Source organism: Vibrio kyushuensis (assembly GCF_050337325.1).
Taxonomy (GTDB): Bacteria; Pseudomonadota; Gammaproteobacteria; order Enterobacterales; family Vibrionaceae; genus Vibrio; species Vibrio kyushuensis.
In genome coordinates this window covers 26,143-44,773 of record NZ_JAKJSV010000015.1, presented here as the reverse complement: position 1 = coordinate 44,773, position 18,631 = coordinate 26,143, and the positions used below count along the sequence as shown (strand labels likewise).

The 18,631-nt window shown below is 44.9% G+C and carries 17 protein-coding genes; 8 read left to right on the top strand and 9 right to left on the bottom strand.

What is annotated here, in order from left to right; all coding sequences use genetic code 11:
* Nucleotides 1–16 precede the first annotated feature (16 nt).
* The 4 genes from recF (at nt 17) to L4D20_RS22690 (ending at nt 4,950) form a co-directional block, all read left to right on the top strand.
* Nucleotides 17–1,096, top strand: a complete 1,080-nt coding sequence (recF, locus tag L4D20_RS22705) for a DNA replication/repair protein RecF (protein WP_428803861.1) — start codon at nt 17–19, stop codon at nt 1,094–1,096.
* An 18-nt stretch (nt 1,097–1,114) separates the two neighbouring features.
* Complete coding sequence (gene gyrB / locus L4D20_RS22700; RefSeq protein WP_428803860.1) at nt 1,115–3,532, top strand: DNA topoisomerase (ATP-hydrolyzing) subunit B; 2,418 nt, start codon at nt 1,115–1,117, stop codon at nt 3,530–3,532.
* A gap of 471 nt (nt 3,533–4,003) precedes the next feature.
* Nucleotides 4,004–4,438 carry an Hsp20 family protein gene (locus L4D20_RS22695; protein WP_428803859.1) on the top strand — a complete coding sequence of 145 codons (435 nt, stop codon included), beginning with the start codon at nt 4,004–4,006 and terminating at the stop codon, nt 4,436–4,438.
* A 122-nt stretch (nt 4,439–4,560) separates the two neighbouring features.
* Entirely contained in the window at nt 4,561–4,950 is a 390-nt protein-coding gene (locus L4D20_RS22690) for a hypothetical protein (RefSeq protein WP_428803858.1), read from the top strand.
* Nucleotides 4,951–5,116: 166 nt separating this feature from the next.
* Here L4D20_RS22690 and L4D20_RS22685 read toward each other — a convergent pair whose 3' ends face one another.
* From L4D20_RS22685 to glyQ, 4 genes are all read right to left on the bottom strand, one after another.
* On the bottom strand, nt 5,117–5,245 hold the full coding sequence (locus L4D20_RS22685) for a hypothetical protein (protein WP_428803857.1): 129 nt from the start codon (nt 5,243–5,245) through the stop codon (nt 5,117–5,119).
* Nucleotides 5,246–5,287: 42 nt separating this feature from the next.
* Nucleotides 5,288–6,535 carry a valine--pyruvate transaminase gene (locus tag L4D20_RS22680; RefSeq protein WP_428803856.1) on the bottom strand — a complete coding sequence of 416 codons (1,248 nt, stop codon included), beginning with the start codon at nt 6,533–6,535 and terminating at the stop codon, nt 5,288–5,290.
* Between the two features lie 218 nt (nt 6,536–6,753).
* Nucleotides 6,754–8,820, bottom strand: a complete 2,067-nt coding sequence (gene glyS, locus L4D20_RS22675) for a glycine--tRNA ligase subunit beta (RefSeq protein ID WP_428803855.1) — start codon at nt 8,818–8,820, stop codon at nt 6,754–6,756.
* 2 nt (nt 8,821–8,822) lie between these two features.
* Nucleotides 8,823–9,743: a glycine--tRNA ligase subunit alpha gene (gene glyQ, locus L4D20_RS22670; protein WP_428803854.1), complete on the bottom strand. Its 921-nt coding sequence runs from the start codon at nt 9,741–9,743 to the stop codon at nt 8,823–8,825.
* 442 nt (nt 9,744–10,185) lie between these two features.
* On the opposite strand from glyQ, the gene L4D20_RS22665 reads away from it, so the two are divergent.
* Together L4D20_RS22665 and L4D20_RS22660 are read left to right on the top strand one after the other, a co-directional pair.
* Nucleotides 10,186–10,740 (top strand): TMEM165/GDT1 family protein, encoded by a 555-nt coding sequence (locus L4D20_RS22665; protein ID WP_428803853.1) that lies wholly within the window; start codon nt 10,186–10,188, stop codon nt 10,738–10,740.
* Between the two features lie 165 nt (nt 10,741–10,905).
* Nucleotides 10,906–11,163, top strand: a complete 258-nt coding sequence (locus L4D20_RS22660) for a hypothetical protein (protein WP_428803852.1) — start codon at nt 10,906–10,908, stop codon at nt 11,161–11,163.
* A gap of 58 nt (nt 11,164–11,221) precedes the next feature.
* Here the strand turns inward: L4D20_RS22660 and tusA are convergent, their stop codons facing one another.
* Nucleotides 11,222–11,470 carry a sulfurtransferase TusA gene (gene tusA / locus L4D20_RS22655; RefSeq protein WP_428803851.1) on the bottom strand — a complete coding sequence of 83 codons (249 nt, stop codon included), beginning with the start codon at nt 11,468–11,470 and terminating at the stop codon, nt 11,222–11,224.
* Nucleotides 11,471–11,620: 150 nt separating this feature from the next.
* Between tusA and L4D20_RS22650 the strand changes: the two genes are divergently transcribed.
* The gene (locus L4D20_RS22650; protein ID WP_428803850.1) at nt 11,621–11,806 is read left to right on the top strand and encodes a hypothetical protein; all 186 of its coding nucleotides are present in this window, start codon (nt 11,621–11,623) and stop codon (nt 11,804–11,806) included.
* 165 nt (nt 11,807–11,971) lie between these two features.
* The gene (locus tag L4D20_RS22645) at nt 11,972–12,916 is read left to right on the top strand and encodes a LysR family transcriptional regulator (protein ID WP_428803849.1); all 945 of its coding nucleotides are present in this window, start codon (nt 11,972–11,974) and stop codon (nt 12,914–12,916) included.
* A 133-nt stretch (nt 12,917–13,049) separates the two neighbouring features.
* On the opposite strand, the gene acuI is transcribed toward L4D20_RS22645, so the two are convergent.
* From acuI to L4D20_RS22625, 4 genes are all read right to left on the bottom strand, one after another.
* On the bottom strand, nt 13,050–14,030 hold the full coding sequence (gene acuI, locus L4D20_RS22640) for an acrylyl-CoA reductase (NADPH) (RefSeq protein ID WP_428803848.1): 981 nt from the start codon (nt 14,028–14,030) through the stop codon (nt 13,050–13,052).
* A 222-nt stretch (nt 14,031–14,252) separates the two neighbouring features.
* The gene (gene ilvA / locus L4D20_RS22635; RefSeq protein WP_428803847.1) at nt 14,253–15,800 is read right to left on the bottom strand and encodes a threonine ammonia-lyase, biosynthetic; all 1,548 of its coding nucleotides are present in this window, start codon (nt 15,798–15,800) and stop codon (nt 14,253–14,255) included.
* A 4-nt stretch (nt 15,801–15,804) separates the two neighbouring features.
* On the bottom strand, nt 15,805–17,661 hold the full coding sequence (ilvD, locus tag L4D20_RS22630) for a dihydroxy-acid dehydratase (RefSeq protein WP_428803846.1): 1,857 nt from the start codon (nt 17,659–17,661) through the stop codon (nt 15,805–15,807).
* Between the two features lie 17 nt (nt 17,662–17,678).
* The gene (locus L4D20_RS22625; RefSeq protein WP_428803845.1) at nt 17,679–18,629 is read right to left on the bottom strand and encodes a branched-chain amino acid transaminase; all 951 of its coding nucleotides are present in this window, start codon (nt 18,627–18,629) and stop codon (nt 17,679–17,681) included.
* Between the last annotated feature and the right edge of the window lie 2 nt (nt 18,630–18,631).

The window sequence follows — 18,631 nt, the reverse complement described above, 5'->3', positions numbered from 1 at the left end:
CGATAGCGCTTGCGAAATGCCATTAAATCGTCTCATCATCAAACAATTTAGAAATATTGAAGCCTGTGATATTGAACTATCTACAGGCTTTAACTTTCTTATCGGGCCTAACGGAAGTGGCAAAACCAGTGTCCTCGAAGCTATTTATCTGCTCGGGCACGGTCGCTCTTTTAAGAGCTCTTTAACTGGCCGAGTGATTCAAAATGAGTGCGATGAATTGTTTGTTCACGGTCGTTTTTTGAACTCGGATCAATTTGAGCTACCAATTGGCATTAATAAGCAGCGTGATGGGACAACAGAGGTTAAAATAAGCGGTCAATCTGGGCAAAAGTTAGCACAGCTTGCACAGATTTTGCCGTTGCAGTTAATCCATACAGAAGGGTTTGAACTGCTCACAGATGGCCCGAAACATCGCCGTTCATTTATTGATTGGGGTGTGTTTCACAGCGAGCCTGCTTTTTATGATGCGTGGGGACGTTTTAAGCGCCTCAACAAACAGCGAAATGCGTTATTAAAAACGGCGACGTCGTATCGAGAACTCAGTTATTGGGATCAAGAGATGGCTCGCTTAGCTGAAAATATTAACGCTTGGCGACAGCAGTATGTCGATGAGCTAAAAAATCACGCCGAGCAGATTTGCCAAGACTTTCTGCCCGAGTTCGATATCAAGGTCAATTATTATCGTGGCTGGGAGAAATCCACACCATACCAGCAGATACTGGAAGATAATTTTGTTCGTGATCAGGCGCTTGGTTACACCTTTAGTGGACCAAACAAAGCCGATTTAAAGATAAAAGTGAATGGAACGCCCGTTGAGGATGTTTTATCACGAGGTCAGTTAAAGTTGATGGTTTGCGCGCTTCGAGTTGCGCAAGGTCAGCATTTAACGCAAAAGACCGGTAAGCAATGCATCTACTTAATTGATGACTTTGCCTCTGAATTAGATAGCCAACGTCGTAAGCGTCTAGCCGACTGCTTAAAAGAGACCAAGGCACAAGTTTTTGTAAGCTCTATTACTGAAAGCCAAATTGCCGATATGCATGATAATAACGGCAAGATGTTTCATGTGGAACATGGCACAATAGAGCAAGGATAAATAGCGAGAGAGTAATTCATGTCTGAAAATTACGATTCATCGAGTATTAAGGTACTAAAGGGTCTGGATGCAGTACGTAAGCGTCCGGGTATGTACATCGGCGACACAGATGATGGCACCGGTCTACACCACATGGTCTTTGAGGTGGTGGATAACTCAATTGATGAAGCGTTAGCAGGTCACTGTAATGACATCATTGTGACTATTCATGAGGACAGCTCTGTATCCGTACGAGATGACGGCCGTGGTATCCCAACAGAATTACACCCAGAAGAGAAAGTTTCTGCTGCTGAAGTTATCATGACGGTTCTTCACGCTGGTGGTAAGTTCGATGATAACTCATACAAAGTATCGGGTGGTCTACACGGCGTAGGTGTTTCAGTTGTAAACGCACTGTCTAAGAAGGTGACGTTGACAATCCTTCGTGCTGGTGAAGTTCATGAGCAAACATACTGCCATGGTGAACCTCAAGCGCCTTTAGCTGTAACGGGTACTACTGATAAAACAGGTACTGAGATTCGCTTCTGGCCAAGTGAAGAGACCTTCACCAATATTGAATTCCATTACGATATCTTAGCAAAACGTCTGCGTGAGCTTTCGTTCCTAAATTCTGGCGTATCTATCAAGCTAATTGATGAGCGTGAAGAAGACAAAATGGATCACTTCGAATACGAAGGCGGTATCCAAGCATTCGTAGAGCATCTAAACACCAATAAAACGCCGATCATCCAGAAAATCTTCCATTTCGACCATGAACGTGAAGACGGTATTACGGTTGAAGTTGCGATGCAGTGGAATGATGGTTACCAAGAGAACATCTACTGTTTCACCAATAACATCCCTCAGCGTGATGGTGGTGCTCACTTAGCTGGTTTCCGTGGTGCGCTAACTCGTACGTTAAACAGCTTCATGGATAAAGAAGGTTTCTCTAAGAAAGCGAAAACCTCGACCTCTGGTGATGATGCTCGTGAAGGTTTGACGGCAATCGTATCGGTGAAAGTGCCAGATCCTAAGTTCTCTAGCCAAACCAAAGATAAATTGGTTTCATCTGAAGTTAAATCAGCCGTTGAATCAACAATGGGTGAGAAGCTGTCTGAGTTCCTTATTGAGAACCCGGGTGAAGCGAAGATTGTTTGTACCAAGATTATTGATGCAGCACGAGCTCGTGATGCAGCGCGTAAAGCACGTGAAATGACTCGTCGTAAAGGCGCGTTAGATTTAGCGGGTCTTCCAGGTAAACTTGCGGACTGTCAGGAAAAAGATCCTGCACAATCTGAACTGTATATTGTGGAAGGAGACTCTGCTGGCGGATCAGCCAAGCAGGGGCGTAACCGTAAGAACCAAGCGATTTTGCCACTGAAAGGTAAAATCCTAAACGTTGAGAAAGCGCGTTTTGATAAAATGCTCTCTTCTCAAGAAGTGGCAACTCTAATTACTGCATTAGGTTGTGGTATTGGTCGCGACGAATATAACCCAGATAAACTGCGTTACCACAACATCATCATCATGACCGATGCCGATGTCGATGGTTCTCACATCCGTACGCTACTGCTGACGTTCTTCTATCGTCAAATGCCAGAGCTTATTGAACGTGGTTACATCTACATTGCTCAGCCACCACTTTACAAAGTGAAGAAAGGTAAGCAAGAGCAGTACATTAAAGATGAAGATGCGATGAGTCAGTTCCAAGTATCTTTAGCGCTTGATAATGCATCATTGCACGTTAATGCTGAAGCACCTGCATTTTCTGGTGAAGCACTAGAGAAACTGGTTCAACAATACAACTCTGGTATCAAACTAGTGGATCGCATGAGCCGTCGTTACCCGCGCTCTCTAATTCATGAGTTTATCTACACGCCACGCTTAACAGCAGAGCAGTGTCATGATGCTGCCGCTGTGGAAGCTTGGGGTAATCAGCTGATTTCACAGCTTAATGCTAAAGAAGTGGGTGCAAGTCAGTACAGCCTTGAGATTGAGCAGCACGCAGAGCTAGGTCTAAACCTACCTAAGATTGTGGTTCGTACTCACGGTGTGACCCATGAGCATGTTCTTAGCATTGACCTTATTAACTCGAAAGAGTACGGCAGACTAGCATCGCTATCTGAAGCGCTTTTCGGGCTAATTGAAGAGGGTGCTTACATCAAGCGTGGCGAGCGCACATTGCCAATCGACAGCTTCTCTGAAGCACTTGAGTGGTTAATTAAAGAGTCTCGTCGTGGTCTAAGTCTACAGCGCTACAAAGGTCTAGGTGAGATGAACCCAGATCAGCTTTGGGAAACGACAATGGATCCTGAAACACGTCGTATGATGCAAGTAACGATTGAAGATGCTGTTGGTGCTGACCTGCTGTTTACAACGCTAATGGGTGACCAAGTTGAACCTCGTCGTAATTTTATTGAAGAGAATGCGCTTAAAGTAGCTAACTTAGACGTTTAGAGTGTTTGATACTTCGCTCTTTCGCTCCATTTCTGTGTCAGAGGTGCTCACATACATTCGTATGCTCCGCGCCTCTTCCTTGAACTGAAACGAAATTACATCGTCTCAAAAATCTAAAATTTTGAAAGCACTGTCCATTTGGATGGTGCTTTTTTACTTTCTAATGCATTGAAAAATAATAGCTATAAAAATATCTTCAAATAATCCCTTGAAAACATTTTTGCTTGTCCACATATCTATTTGTGAAGAGGATGCCTTGCTTGTTCATTAAATGAAAAGACAGAGGGCCTCGGAAACCACTGACTTAGCTTCGCTCAAGAGAGGAAGACTTAAGCAGTACACAATTTTATTTAAGGTTCATTTCATGTCCCAGAGCTAATAGAGCCAGAGGAGTGATGTTTGAATTGCTCAGTACATTTCAGCCTTATGCTGAGTGACTGAGACTATTGCTTAATTTAAGAGGATAGTATTATGCGCAACGTAGATTTCTCACCTTTATACCGTAATGCGATTGGTTTTGACCGTCTGTTTAACTTGATGGAAACCAGCAACGCTAAGAATACTCAAGGCGGTTACCCTCCGTACAATATCGAGCAGCAAGATGAAAATAACTACCGTATTACCATGGCGGTGGCTGGCTTTTCTGATGAGCAAATCGATATTACTCAAAAAGAGAACATGCTGATTGTGCGTGGTGAACGTAAACCTGAAGAAGGTAAAAACTACGTTTATCAAGGGATTGCTGAGCGCGATTTTGAGCGTAAATTCCAATTGGCTGATTATGTAAAAGTGCTTGGTGCAACAATGGAAAATGGCTTGCTTCATGTTGAACTTGTCCGTGAAATCCCAGAAGCAATGCAGCCGCGCAAAATTGCGATTAACGGTAGTAACCTAGTCGAAGGTTAATTGTCTGTCTCAGTGTTGAGATAGGAAGATGAAAGAGCGCATATTGGCGCTCTTTTTTATTGTGCTCATCATCGCTAATCAGTACCTTCTGCACCGGAAAATACATTGATAAGGTAAATGGAATGAGAAAGGTTGTATTGACGGCATTAGTAGTTGCTGTCTCTGGTTGCTCAAGCCTTGTAGCGCCACTTGCGTCGGATTATATCGCCACTAATGGTGAAACAATTCGAATTGCTTACTCTAATTTAGAAAAATCAGCGAACTGCCAATTGAAAGGGCACTCAGCGTTTAACCCAAATTCTCAAAGTATTTTGGGGATTGTCTCTCTTGGCTCAAGTGAGATGGACGAAGAGCAGAAAATTAACTCAACATTTGGTGAAGAAGCCGCGGCAATGGGTGCGAACTATGTTAATCGAGGCTTCGCTGGCTCATCGTCGTTTGGTGGTGTTTACGAGCGATCTTCTACAGTTGAAGCTGCTTTCTTTAATTGTGAAAAGATTCCTGCATTATAAAATGAAACAGTCCAAAGCAACGCTTTGGACTGTTTCAAGCCTTACTTAGCTTGGTAAGCCTTTTCAGCTTCTTCAGCAATAAGGTAGAGAAAGAGCGCACTCTTGGTTAAGGAGACGCTCTTTTTAGTTTGTTCTTGCTTTAAGTATTAAGTAAGAAGATGTCTGATTACTTCTTCGCTTTTGCCTGATGATCGGCGTATTTCTTTTCAACAAACTTTGTTAGAGAAAGTCCTGTACGCTTGTGGATCACATAAGCAATCGCGGCTAAAACGAAAAAACCAATGATGGTTCCCATCGTAATCCTCCTTAACTCATTTCTAGTGCGCTAAATCAACCATCAAGCCGAGTAAGCCTTAGTGACTTCTTCAGCAATAATAGCGATGCCTTTACTCATCATATCATCGCTCTGTACGTAATTCATACGAACACATTGGTGAGCATGATCCCACTCTTCCTTTTGTCCTATGAAAAAGTATTCACCAGGTACAATTAACACGCCACGTGCTTTGAGACGCTTATACAGCTCCATGGTAGTGATAGGCAGTTCATCAAACCAAAGCCAAAGGAATATTGCCCCCTCAGGCTTATGGATTCTAAAGCGAGGGTCAGTAATTTCTTTTTGTAGCAGCTCGACCGCTCGTTGAGATTTGTGCTGATAGAAAGGCTTAATTACATTACTGCTGAGTTTAAGTAAGTCGCCTTTCTCAATCATATGGCTGGCAATTGCAGGACCTATACTGCCCGGTGCTAGGCTGATGATACCGTTCATATTAGTCAGTGCTTGTGTGACTTCTTCACTCGCAATGACAATGCCACAACGAACGCCCGGTAGGCCGAGTTTCGATAGGCTCATACACAGGATGGTATTTTCATTCCAAAACGGTTTTACATCTTCGAAGATGATATTTGGGAACGGTAGTCCGTACGCGTTATCGATGATCAGTGGAATATTATTCTCACGGGCCAACTTATCAAGCTTTTGAATCTCTTCGTCGGTAAGAACGTTGCCCGTTGGGTTGGTTGGGCGAGATGCGCAGATAGCGGCTATAGAGTCGTCTACTTTTAGCTTCTCGAAATCGACATGATACTTAAACAGCCCATTATCAAGCATTTCAATTTCAGGGTGATAAGAAACAAAGATATCTTCATCAATGCCTGCATCGCCATAGCCAATGTACTCAGGAGCAAGGGGCAGTAAGATTTTCTTATGCGAACCATCGGATTGTTGACCCGCTAATAGATTGAACAGGTAGAAAAATCCACTTTGGCTGCCATTGGTGAGGCTGATGTTCTTTTCAGAAATGTCCCAGCCGTAGGTCTCTTTGAATAATTTAGCGAGTCCTTTAACAAAAACGTCTTTACCTTGAGGACCATCGTAGTTGGTCATAGAGGCAATCAGCTCTCCACTGGCGAGCATCTCTTCACTGGCTTGGCGAAAGTAATCGAGCATGGCGGGAATCGCGGCAGGGTTTCCACCACCGAGCATGATGGCACCCGGTGTGCGAAGGCCATCATTTAAGTCGTCCATTAACTGGGTAATACCGGAGTATTGATTAAACTTTTCACCGAACTTAGAAAATTGCATTGCTTACTGTACCTGATTCATTGCGAGTGCTTTTGTATGTAGAAACGGATTATGATTCCGTTTTGACTAATCATTGAACATACCGCGGAATCACTTTATGAGGCAAAGCTTATTTATAGTTTAGCCAAAAACAAAGCCCAACTCCGAGGAGTTGGGCTTAGAAGGTGCTACCTAGAGTAAATGTTTACTCTTGTCGCGACGCTTATTCCAAATAGTGCTTATTTCTGCAACAAGGAAATATCAGCAATCTGTAGGAATAGGTTACGTAGATTATTCAGTAACGTTAGACGGTTCTTTTTCAGAGCTTCGTCATCAGCCATAACCATTACGTTATCGAAGAACGCATCAACCGGTTCACGTAGGTCAGCAAGTTTGCTTAGGGCTTCTTGGTAGTTACCTGTCGCGAATGCTGGTTCTAGTGCTTCGGTCATGACTTCAACGTTTTGCGCTAGTGCTTTTTCTGCATCTTCTTGAAGAAGCGTTAGATCGATTTCAGCAGGTAGCTCTCCATCGAATTTTGCAAGGATGTTACCTACACGCTTGTTCGCTGCAGCCAGTGCTTCTGCTGCTTCCAATTCACGGAAGTGAGAAACCGCTTTAACACGTTGGTCAAAGTCTGCAGGCTTCGTTGGACGACGTGCTAGAACGGCTTGGATGATATCTACGCTGAAACCAGCATCTTGGTACCATGCACGGAAACGACCGAGCATAAAGTCGATAACATCAGCTTCAACGTTGTCGTTGGTTAGCTTATCGCCTAGCTGTGCTTTCGCTTTGCCAATTAGGTCAACCAAATCTAGGTTGTAGCCGTTTTCAACAATAATACGAAGAACACCCAGCGATGCACGGCGAAGTGCAAACGGATCAGAGCCTTTAGGTGCTTGACCAATACCGAAGATACCAACAATAGTGTCTAGCTTGTCTGCCATTGCAACTGCTGAAGATATACCAGTGCTTGGTAGCGTATCGCCAGCGAAACGAGGCATGTACTGCTCGTAAAGCGCTAGGGCTACTTGCTCATCTTCACCGTCATGCGTTGCGTAGTGCATGCCCATCACACCTTGAGTATCCGTAAATTCGAATACCATTGATGTCATTAGGTCACATTTGGCAAGAAGACCAGCACGCTTTGACTTTTCAACGTCAGCATCGATTTGCTCTGCGATGTAGCCAGCAAGTTCAGTGATACGGTCAGTCTTGTCTTTGATAGTACCAAGTTGCTTCTGGAAGATAGCTTGGTCTAGCTCAGGGAGACGGTCGATCAGTGGGCGCTTACGGTCGGTGTTGAAGAAGAACTCTGCATCAGCAAGACGTGGGCGTACAACTTTCTCGTTACCTTCGATCACGTGACGAGGCTCTTTAGACTCGATGTTCGATACGAAGATAAAGTTTGGCAGTAGGTTCTTGTCAGCGTCATACACTGGGAAGTACTTCTGGTCGCCTTTCATGGTGTAAACCAAGGCTTCAGACGGCACTTTTAGGAATTCTTGCTCGAACTTAGCCGTTAGTACCACTGGCCATTCAACCAAAGAGGTCACTTCTTCTACTAAATCGTCTTCTAAGTCAGCAATACCGCCAACTGCGTCTGCCGCTTTTTTAGCATCAGCAAGGATGATCGCTTTACGTGCATCGTAATCCGCCATGACTTTACCGCGCTCTTCTAGAAGAGTTGGGTATTGGTCAGCTGAGTCGATAGTAAACTCTTGCTCACCCATGAAGCGGTGACCACGAATAGTACGAGCTGATGCTACGCCTAGGATTTCGCCTTCGATCAGCTCATCACCAAGTAGCACTGTCAGTGTTTTAACTGGGCGGATAAACTGAATATCAGAGTTGCCCCAACGCATTGCTTTAGGAATTGGTAAGTTCGCTAGTGCTTTAGCAGCAATATCGATAACCAGTTCTTGAACCGGTTTGCCAGCTACTTCTTGTTTGAAAAGAAGCCACTCGCCTTTATCTGTTTTTAGACGCTCGGCTTGCTCAACGGTAATACCATTACCACGAGCCCAGCCTTGAGCGGCTTTGGTTGCATTGCCTTCAGCATCAAATGCTACTGAGATCGCAGGACCGCGTTTCTCAACGACTTTGTCTGCTTGGCCTTCCGCAAGGCTTGTTACTTTAAGTGCTAGGCGACGAGGAGCCGCATACCATTTCACGCCTTCGTGAGATAATTCAGCGCCTTTTAGACCAGCTTCAAAGTTAGAAGCAAAGGCTTCTGCTAGAGAACGAAGTGCTGTTGGTGGAAGCTCTTCCGTACCTAGTTCAATTAGAAAATTCTTCGCCATGATTACTTCTCCTCAACCTTCTTACACATAGGGAAGCCTAAAGCTTCACGTGACGCGTAGTACGCCTGAGCAACCGATTTAGTCAGGTTGCGGATACGAAGAATGTAACGTTGACGCTCAGTTACTGAGATTGCTTTACGTGCATCAAGAATGTTGAATGCATGACCGGCTTTTAGAATGCGCTCATAGGCTGGAAGCGGCAGTGGCTTCTCAAGCTCAAGTAGTTCTTTACACTCTTTTTCGCACTGGTCGAAGAAAGTGAATAGGAAATCTACGTCTGCGTGTTCGAAGTTGTACGTTGATTGCTCAACTTCGTTTTGGTGGAAGATATCACCATAAGTCACGTTAGAACCGTCTGGTGCTACGTTCCATACTAGGTCGTAAACAGAATCTACTTCTTGGATGTACATTGCTAGACGTTCGATACCGTAAGTGATCTCACCAGTAACTGGCTTACACTCAAGGCCGCCAACTTGTTGGAAGTAAGTGAATTGAGTCACTTCCATGCCGTTTAGCCATACTTCCCAACCAAGACCCCAAGCACCCAATGTTGGGTTTTCCCAGTTGTCTTCTACGAAGCGAATATCGTGAACCAATGGATCGACACCAAGCACTTCAAGAGAGCCTAAGTACAACTCCTGAATATTGTCTGGAGAAGGTTTTAGAGCTACTTGGAATTGATAGTAGTGCTGCAGACGGTTCGGGTTTTCACCGTAGCGACCATCGGTCGGGCGACGTGAAGGTTGAACGTATGCCGTAGACATTGGCTCTGGGCCAAGTGCACGTAGACATGTCATTGGGTGAGAGGTGCCAGCACCTACTTCCATGTCCAAAGGTTGAACAATGGTACAACCGTTTTGAGCCCAATAATCCTGCAGCGCGAGGATCATTCCCTGGAAGGTTTTGATATCGTATTTTTGCATAGTCAAGTTCGCGCGATTCTTCTAAATGATTTAATAAAAATAACCATCAAGTATAGCGACATATTAGGCTTGCGAGTAGGGGTAATCATGGTTAATTAGTGCTCTAAAATGTCCTTTAATGAATTTTTGTCGCTAAGCGTGCGGGTAAATTCACTAAATGAAACAGTTTAGTGCCGAGTTTGCTTGAATTTATTTAATAGCGATATAGAATCCACACCGTCTTTGGGGAGTAGCTTGCTTATCCAGATGGAACCAAATCCATCAAACAGGATGAGTTCGTTCGTCAACATAATTGATGCAAAATCATCATGGCGTTCGAGACGATATATCGAAAACTTCGATAGCTGGTTTAGCAAGACCATAGACAAGTATCGTGAACCGGGGTGGGGCGCGAGGCTTGTCTTTGGTTACTATAATAATCCTCACCCCAAATGAGCATGTCGTGAGCGTTTTAGCAATATCTATAACCACCGTAGCATTAGCAGAAATTGGCGATAAGACCCAACTGCTGTCGTTACTCTTAGCAAGTCGATACCGAAAACCAATTCCAATCATTGCTGCGATCTTTTTTGCAACCTTAGCCAATCATGCGTTAGCCGCGTGGCTCGGCGTTGTTGTGGCTGATTACCTGTCACCTGATGTCTTAAAATGGGTGTTAGTGGTGAGCTTTATCGCCATGGCGGGTTGGATTCTTATTCCTGATAAACTCGATGACGATGAGAAAATATCGAACAGAGGTCCTTTCGTAGCGAGCTTTATCGCATTTTTCATCGCTGAAATTGGTGATAAAACTCAGATAGCGACGTCAATACTTGGGGCGCAATATTCTGATGCGCTAATGTGGGTTATTTTGGGGACAACGATAGGAATGCTACTGGCTAATGTCCCTGTGGTGATCATCGGCAAGCTATCAGCAGATAAAATGCCTCTGGCTCTGATCCGAAAAGTCACCGCAATACTATTTGTTGGATTGGCTATCGCGGCAGCTCTATTTTAGAGATCAATAACAGAAAAAGAGAGAATAGAAGGCGATATTGAACTGGATCAATAAGTGATTCGATCCTAGACAATATCGCTCGCTTTGACACATAAATGTCATATTTTTCATGCTAATTTAATAGTGTAAAAAGTAAACAATTCCTAAAAGCGAGAGGGCACTATTATGCTGACACGTTATATGGGTATGACACCGCAAAGTCAGAGCTATCTGTTCACATTTGGTTTGGCGATCACGCTACTTGGTGTGGTATTAACTGAAATGTGGTTGCCAATGGTGGTTGGGGCAATTTTGATGACAGGGTTAATGGTTGAGTCGTGGATTCGAGTCGCTCACATTATTCCAATGCATCAAGAGATGCGAAATATGCAAAAACAGATCACTACACTTCAATCTCGGGTTCATGAGCAAGAATTAGAGTAGACCAAATTATTGAATTGAGAGGGCACTGCGTTTGACGTTGTGCCCTTTTTTGATCAGGTTAAGCGATGCCTTTTTTAATTAGATACAGGTAAGGCAATTCTTCTACTTTTGATGAGATGAGTTCGTGATCCATAAAGCGGCAAAAGCTTGGAATATCACGAGTTGTTGAAGGGTCATCTGCTTTGACTAGTAGCACGTCGCCATCTTTCATCGTCCTAATTGTTTTTCTCACCATCATTACCGGCTCTGGGCATCGTAGCCCTTCTGCTTCTAGTGTGTGGGTGGCAAGTTTTGGATCAAAAGTCATGGTGATATCTCAATTACAGCGTTAGAGCGGTAGATAATACTAATGGAGAAAAAATATTCAATATTCTCTTGGCAAATCGATCAATATGTTTTAATTTAGTTAACAAGTTGGTAACAAATGCCATTTCAGCAAAATAAGCAGGGAGCTAATATGTTGACAGCACTAGATAGATTGACCATCTACTCGGTTCTTTGTTTTATCTCATTTTGCGCTTTGGTACTACGTACACCAGCTGAACCGTCTTTAATGCCATTATTTGGTTTAAGTGCAACGATTTTAGGGATTTGGCTTGAGATGCGCCGTTGGACGGGCACATCTGAAGAGCAAAAAAATTAACACGGTTTAGGCTTTTCTACACTTAAGCATAGACTGCGCACTTGTAAGACTACACACGAATACATTCCGACACTACCCCAGTTTTCTTGGGCTTCCCCGCTGAAAAGCGGGATTTTTTTTGCCCAGAGGTTACACTAAAGATTGTTATAGTAGTGGAGCCAACCCGTGGAATTAGAAGAGGTTTACCGGAAAGACCTCAATTTACTCGTCGCATTACGAGTATTAATTGAAGAGTGCAGCGTGAGTAAAGCCGCTGCTCGTTTGAATCTCAGCCAATCTGCCATGAGCCGTGTTCTTGGCCGGCTTCGCCATCTACTAGATGACCCTCTTTTTACCCGTCAAGGCCAGCACCTTATTCCAACGGAAAAAGCACTCGAGATTGATCGCTCACTGGGTGAGCCTTTGGAATCGCTTCGTCAGCTACTTTCACCACTGGATTTTGAACCGCAAAGCTGCGATCAGAGCTTCTCAATCGCCACTACCGATTACGCGATGCAGACAATTCTTCCCTTTGCATTGCCGCGTATTTATCAAGAAGCACCTAATGTGTCGTTTAATTTTTTGCCACTTCAGCACGACAGGCTCTCTGATCAACTCACCTATGAAGGGGCTGACTTAGCGATTTGTCGCCCGACAGGAACTGTTGAACCGCTGCGCAGTGAAGTTCTAGGTCGAGTAGGTGTGCTTTGCTTGCTTTCAAAGCAGCATCCACTTGCAGATAAAGAGATGAACTTGCGTGACTATTTAAGCTATCCACATGCGATGATTGCGATCAGTGATGGGGTGAAGGCGCTGCTTGATCAGTCTCTTGTTGGCAATCCACAGCCTAAAATGGTGTTGCGCGCATATCATCTAGAAGCGGCGCTCGCGATTGTTGATACTATGCCTATCATTATTACCGTTCCCGCTGATTTAGCCTACTTAGTTGCGGAGCGTTACGATTTAGCGGTTAAGCCGCTGCCATTCCAGTTTACCCCGTTTGATTACTCGATGATTTGGCATCCACGATGTGAACACTCACCAGCACAAGAGTGGCTACGAAGTATTGTCAAAGAGGAGTGTGGCCGTTTGATTGCCAAGCGAGTGGAAGATATGGGGTTGGATGGTTAGTTGCTGATGCTATAGAAAACCAGTTCGTTTTGGATCGAAAAAAGCTTTAGGTCTCCCTAAAGCCTTTTGCTATTTAAGCGGTACAGAACTCAATTTAATTGCTGAAAAATCGAGTTATAGCTTAATGTGAGCCTTACAATTTAATAACTACGCGTCCAGTCACTTGACCGTTAGTTATGTCTTCAGCAAACTTTGGCGCTTCTGCTAACGCTACTTCAGTACATGCTTGTTCAAAGTAGCTTTCAGGTAGTAGTTCTACTAGTTTATCCCAAGCCGCGATGCGCTTTTCTGTTGGGCAAGAGACTGAATCAATACCTTGCAGACGAACGTTACGTAGAATGAACGGCATGACTGTCGTTGGTAAATCAAAACCACCCGCGAGACCACAGGCGGCAACCGCACTGTTGTAATCCATTTGCGCTAGAACCTTTGCTAGAACTTTGCTACCTACTGTATCAACCGCGCCAGCCCAGATCTGCTTTTCAAGTGGACGAGCAGGCTCTTCAAACTCTGTACGATCAATAATACGACTTGCACCAAGCTTTTCTAGTAGTGGACCATTTTGTTCAACGCGGCCCGTAACAGCAGCAACTTTATAGCCAAGCTGAGCAAGGAGGGTTACAGCAACAGAACCTACACCACCACTTGCGCCAGTCACAAGAATTTCACCTGTTTCTGGTTTAACGCCAGCATCAACGATAGCTTGAACACATAGCATCGCAGTAAAACCAGCGGTGCCGATCATCATCGCTTTTTTGCTATCAAGACCTTTTGCTAGTGGTACTAACCAATCTGCTTTTAGACGGGCTTTTTGTGCCATGCCACCCCAATGGTTCTCACCCACGCCCCAGCCAGTTAGAACAACGCTATCACCTGTTTGGTAGCGTCCATCTTCTGAACTCACAACGGTGCCCGCTAAATCAATGCCGGGAACCATTGGGAAGTTACGAATAATTTTGCCTTTGCCTGTAATTGCTAAGCCATCTTTGTAGTTAAGTGATGAGTAGTCGACATCAATCAGGACTTCACCCTCTGGCAGCTGTGATACATCGATCTGCTCGACGTTAGCGATGGTGCGTTTTTCTTCTTGGTTTAGGACTAAGGCGTTAAACATGTGATTCTCCAAATAGGATGCATTGTTCATATAGACAACAGTTCATATAAACAGCAAAGAAATTACAGCTAGTTTAGTCTTTAAACTATCATGACTAAAATGAAACTTTAGCATTAACTCTATGCGTATCACGCATTTTGTCTGTTTTTTCTACAGTGAGTACAAAAGATAAAAAAGCCAGTCATTGAGACTGGCTTTGGCGATTATTGGCTTCAACTGCAATTAAGAGAGAAAGAACTGATACGACGGGTTATCGGTTTCATCTTTGCACTGATACCCAAGCTCACGAAGGTGGGTTGAGAATTGTGCTAAATCGCTTTCATCAAGCTCAAAACCACAGAGAACACGGCCATAATCTGCGCCATGGTTGCGGTAGTTAAACAGACTGATGTTCCAGTGTGTACCAAGGGTGCTTAAGAACTTAAGCAGGGCTCCAGGGTATTCTGGGAATTCAAAGCTATACAGACGTTCTTTGAGTGGTTTCGAAGGCTTGCCACCAATCATGTAGCGAACGTGCAATTTAGCCATTTCATCTTCAGAGAGATCGACAACAGGGTAGCCGCCATCACGTAGGTCTTTGATGATATGTTGCAGCTCTTCTTGCCCACCTTGCAAACGAACACCCACAAAAATATTCGCTAGGCTGTCATCGTTATAACGGTAATTAAACTCAGTCACCGCACGGCCGCCAATGATATTGCAGAACTCAAAGAAGGCACCTTGTCGCTCTGGAATAGTCACAGCTAAAAGACCTTCACGTTTCTCACCAAGTTCACAACGTTCAGAAACATAACGAAGACCGTGGAAATTGGTATTAGCACCAGACAGCACTGTCCCTAATTGTTTGTCTTTCAGTTGGTTCTGTTCGGTAAACTTCTTGAGGCCAGCGAGCGCGACAGCGCCAGAAGGTTCAGCAATCGCACGAGTGTCTTCAAAGATATCTTTGACTGCAGAGCAGATCTCATCACTGGAAACAGCAATATGCCCATCAATGTATTTTTGGCATAAGCGGAAGGTCTCTTCACCAATGCGCTTAACCGCTACGCCATCAGCAAACATGCTGACTTGGTCAAGCACAACAGGTTCTCCTGCATCAAGTGCTGCTTTGAGACAAGATGAGTCTTCAGGCTCTACCGCAATTACTTTGATTTCAGGCATTAGCTGTTTAATCAGTACAGCTACACCAGCCGCTAAACCGCCGCCGCCAACAGGAACAAAGATATAATCTAAGTGCCCATTTTGCTGCAGCATCTCCATACCAATCGTACCTTGCCCTGCGATCACTAAAGGGTGATCGAAAGGAGGAACAAAGGTATAGCCATGTTCAGCTGACAAACGCTCAGCTTCTGCTTTCGCTTCATCAAAATTGCTGCCATGAAGAACAACGTTACCACCAAAGCTGCGTACCGCTTCGACTTTGATATCTGGCGTCGTTTTTGGCATCACAATAGTTGTGATGATGCCCAGCTTTGTACCTGATAGCGCTAAACCTTGAGCGTGATTACCTGCAGAGGCTGTAATCACTCCTGCCGATTTCTGTGCTTCCGATAAGCTTGCCACCATGTTGTAAGCACCACGTAATTTGAACGAGTGCACAGGTTGGCGGTCTTCACGTTTAAGTTGTACTTGGTTACCAATGCGTTCAGATAAGCGAGGCATATCTTGCAGTGGTGTTACCGAAGCAACTTCATATACAGGTGCTCGAAGGATCTGGCGCAGATAATCTGCACCAGTTTGATGGCCTTCTTTTGCTAAAAAAGCTTCAGTCATGGGATTACCCCTCTAGCTTAGACTTATCGCGTACAGCGCCTTTGTCTGCACTGGTCGCCATACTTGCATAAGCTTTAAGAGCAAATGACACTTCACGTTGACGATCGGCTGGTTTCCAACCAAGTTCGTCTTGTTTAGCACGACGTGCGGCTAGTTCATCCTCTGCAACATCAAGCGTGATTGAACGGTTTGGAATATCAATGGTGATGATATCGCCACTATTAACCAAGCCAATCGTACCGCCACTTGCTGCTTCTGGAGAAGCGTGACCAATCGAAAGACCCGAAGTACCACCAGAGAAGCGACCGTCAGTCAGAAGTGCACAAGATTTACCTAAGCCCATAGACTTAAGGTAAGTCGTTGGATACAGCATCTCTTGCATGCCAGGGCCGCCTTTAGGACCTTCGTAGCGAATAATAACCACTTCGCCTGCTTTTACTTTTCCGCCCAAGATGCCTTCTACAGCGTCGTCTTGGCTTTCAAATACCACGGCTGGGCCTTGGAATTTTAGGTTTTCTTCGTCAACACCAGCTGTTTTTACGATACAGCCGTCAACTGCGATGTTACCCGAAAGAACCGCGAGTCCGCCTTCTTGGCTAAACGCGTTTTCTTTGGTGCGAATACAGCCTTCTTTACGATCGTCATCTAGGCGATCCCAGCGGCAATCTTGAGAGAAAGCTTTGGTAGTACGAATACCTGCAGGGCCAGCGCGGAAGAACTTAAGTACTTCTTCATCTTCCGTTTGCATGATGTCGTATTGCGCCAATTGCTCTTTCATTGAAAGGTTAAGCACAGTACGAGTATCACCGTTAAGTAAGCCTGCTCTGTCTAGTTCACCAAGGATAGCCATAACACCACCAGCGCGGTGAACATCTTCCATGTGGTACTTAGGTGTTGAAGGGGCAACCTTGCATAGGTGAGGTACACGGCGAGACATCTCATCGATATCGTCCATATCGAATTCAATCTCACCTTCTTGAGCAGAAGCTAATAGGTGAAGTACGGTGTTGCTTGAGCCGCCCATTGCGATATCTAACGCCATCGCATTTTCAAAAGCTGCACGGTTTGCAATGTTGCGTGGTAGAGCTGAATCATCGCCTTGCTCGTAGTAGCGTTTAGTTAGCTCTACAACACGTTTACCAGCATTAATAAACAGCTGTTCACGGTCAGCGTGAGTCGCCAACATTGAACCGTTACCTGGCTGAGATAAACCAAGTGCTTCGGTTAAACAGTTCATTGAGTTCGCAGTGAACATACCTGAACAAGAACCACATGTTGGACATGCTGAACGCTCAACTTGCTCGCTTTGCTCATCTGAAATAGATGGGTCAGCGCCTTGAATCATCGCATCAACTAAGTCTAGCTTGATGATTTGGTCTGAAAGCTTGGTTTTACCTGCTTCCATTGGACCGCCTGAAACAAAAATTACTGGGATGTTAAGGCGCATCGCTGCCATCATCATTCCCGGAGTGATTTTGTCACAGTTAGAGATACACACCATGGCGTCTGCACAGTGCGCGTTGACCATGTACTCAACCGAATCAGCGATCAGCTCGCGTGAAGGCAATGAGTACAGCATGCCGCCGTGACCCATTGCAATACCATCATCAACCGCGATGGTGTTGAATTCTTTTGCGATACCGCCTGCTTTTTCAATCTCGCCTGCAACCAGTTGACCCATGTCTTTTAGGTGCACGTGGCCTGGAACGAATTGAGTGAATGAGTTTACAACGGCGATGATCGGCTTACCGAAATCTTCATCTTTTACGCCTGTTGCACGCCATAATGCACGTGCGCCCGCCATGTTACGTCCATGGGTAGTTGTTGCACTGCGGTACTTGTTTTTTGGAGCCGTAGACATTGGAATTTCCTTTTCAATTATTTCGCTGACGGTGCATTCTCAGGGTAGACGTAGTCAAGCCAGCCCCACTTATCTTCCGTGGTGCCATTAAATAGACCAAAGTAATCTGCTTGCAGTACTTTCGTGATAGGGCCGCGTTTACCTGTGCCGACTTCTATCTTATCGACTGTACGAACCGGTACGATTTCTGCCGCGGTTCCTGTCATGAATACTTCATCAGCAAGGTATAGCGCTTCACGAGCAATATTCTCTTCACGTACTTCATAACCTCGCTCTTTAGCAAGAGTCATTATCGTGTCGCGAGTGATGCCTGGTAGGATTGCGCTGGTTGCTGGTGGCGTTGAAAGAATGCCATTGCGAATAACAAAAATATTCTCGCCAGCCCCTTCAGATAAATAACCATCGACACTGAGTGCGATACCTTCATCGTAACCGTTACGACGAGCTTCACCACCAACGAGTAGAGAAGATAGGTAGTTACCACCGGCTTTTGCTGCGGTTGGAATAGTATTTGGCGCTGCGCGGTTCCAGCTTGAAATCATCGCATCAACACCGTTTTCTAGCGCTTCTTCACCAAGGTAAGAGCCCCAAGGGAATGCAGCGATGATTAGCTCCATTACCGAATCTTCAGGAGGACAAACACCAAGGCCAACATTGCCAACAAAACCCAGTGGGCGGATGTAAGCAGAATCAAGCTTGTTTTGACGTAGAGTTTCGCGGGTCGCTTCCATGATCTCTTCCTCTGTATAAGGAATTGGGAAACGATAGATTTTTGCAGAGTCCTTCAGGCGCTTAGCGTGCTCAGGGTGGCGGAAGATAACCGGACCATTTGGCGTGTTGTAGCAGCGCACACCTTCAAAAACCGAGGTGCCGTAGTGCATAGCATGAGTTAGAACGTGGACATTGGCTTCAGCCCAAGGAACCATCTCACCATTAAACCAAATGTAGTCTGCTGTTTTAGCTGTCATTG